The 1,866-nt window shown below is 68.2% G+C and carries 1 protein-coding gene; it reads right to left on the bottom strand.

Going from position 1 to position 1,866, the window contains the following annotated elements; translation table 11 throughout:
- Positions 1-63 precede the first annotated feature (63 nt).
- The gene (locus AB1824_13575; protein ID MEW5765988.1) at positions 64-1,689 is read right to left on the bottom strand and encodes a mechanosensitive ion channel; all 1,626 of its coding nucleotides are present in this window, start codon (positions 1,687-1,689) and stop codon (positions 64-66) included.
- Positions 1,690-1,866 lie beyond the last annotated feature (177 nt).

The following is a 1,866-nucleotide window of genomic DNA, read 5'->3' as shown; positions in this document are numbered from 1 at the left end:
CAGCATGGTAGCGGATGCGGGGGCCGGGGTCAAGGGGCCCGACGCGCCGCCCTCACCGGGGCCCTACGGGCTTTTGCGCTTCCCGGCCTCCTCGCCCTCTTCGGCGGCGGCCCGCTCGGCGCGGTGGGCGGCCCGCCGGAGCTTGAGGTACTCGATGTAGTCCCGGGCGTGGCCCCTGGCGCCGAGGCCGAAGGCGAGGGCGAGGCCCAGGCCCACGGTGCCGAGGAGGATGGTGAAGGCGCTGACGACGATGGAGTGGGCGATGCCGAGCTGGTCGAAGGCCATGAAGAAGGCGAAAACGATGACCGAGTAGCGCAGGACGATCCCCACGAGGCCCGCCTCGAGGGTGGGCTCGCTGGCGAAGGACCTCGCCACCATGGATTCGAGGACCTTGGCGAGGTAGAAGCCCAACCCCAGGATGACGAAGGCGATTAGGACGTTGGGGAGGAAGAGGATGAGGCGGTCCACGGCGTCGGCCATGAGGTCGAGCCGCACCATCCGGAAGCCTTCCATGAGGAAGAAGAGGACCACCACCGCCATGACGAGGTTCCCGGCGACGGAGGAGAGCTGGAAGGCCGGCTCCCCCTCCCCTTCGGCGCGCTTTTCGAGCTTGGAGAGGCCCACGCGTCCCAGGATGAGGTCGAAACCCATCTCCTTGAGCATCTGGGTCGTCACGTCGCCCAGGTACCGGCCCAGGACGAGGCCCAGGACGAGGAGGAGAAAGGCCGCGAGGATCCGCGGGATGGAGGCGGCCACCTCGTTGAGCATGACCCCGAAGGCCCCCGAGAGCACGGGAAGGTCGAGGATGTCGAAGACCGTGGCGAGGACGGGGATGAGGACCGCCACGAAGACCACCGTCCCCACGAAGCGGGGCACGTCCAGGGATTTCAGGACGCTCTCGAAGCGCAGGCCCGAGACGGCCCGATCGAAGCCCGCGGCCCGGGCGAAGTTTTCCGCAAGGCGCTGGCAGACCCGCGCCACGAAGTACCCGAGCAGGACCACCAGAGCCGCCGTGAACAGGTTCGGCACGTAGCCCAGGGCCTTGGCGAACATGCCCTTGAGGGGATCCACGAGGGCCTGGAGGCCGAGGGCGTCCAGGAAGGGCAGGAGGGCGAAGAGGAGGATGAAGTAGAAGACGAAGTTGCCCATGGCCTCGGGCGTGCCCGGCCCGGCGGCGGGGGGCTCGCCCCCCTCCGCTTCCTCCCCGTACGCGGCGCGCTTCATGCGGCCGTCCAGATCCGCCTTCCTCAGGGCCTTGATGGTGGCGAGCTTGGCCAGAAGGGCCAGGAGCCAGGCCCCGGCGAGGATGAGCATGGCCTTGAGGATCCGGGGGATGGCGAGCCCCATCTCGTTCAGGATGTTCTGTAGGACCATGGAGATGGTGCGGTCCCCGAGGACCTCCAGGGCGAAGATCACGAAGATGACCAGGAGAAGCCAGTAGGCCACGTTCTCCAGGATCGTGGCCACCTGCTTGCGGGCCTTGTCCCGGCCCTCCAGGAGGTCCAGGCCGACCCAGCGGCCGAAGCGCTCGTCCACGTCGGCCGTCAGGAGGATCTGGCGAACGACCTTGCTGATGACCTTGGCGATCATGATGCCGAAAAAGAGGACGAGGATCGCCAGGAACATCCGCACCACCCACGCGGCGCCCGAACCGAGGAAATTCGCCAGGGTCTGACTCACGGCCTCCATGGGGTCCTCCAGGGATCCACGGCGCTCCGTCCGGGCCCACGCCGAACGGGGAAACGATCGCGTTGACTCCACGCCGGGCCTTGACTATCCTACAAACCTGAAGGGAGCGATTCAAGGGTGCACGGGTTCTCCGGCGACGCGCCCATCCTGCCCCCCCGCCCCGCGGCCCCCCGCCTC

The organism is Acidobacteriota bacterium (assembly GCA_040752915.1).
Taxonomy (GTDB): domain Bacteria; phylum Acidobacteriota; class UBA4820; order UBA4820; family DSQY01; genus JBFLVU01.
Note: the sequence above shows the minus strand (reverse complement) of the source record. Positions and strands in the feature narration are given on the sequence as shown.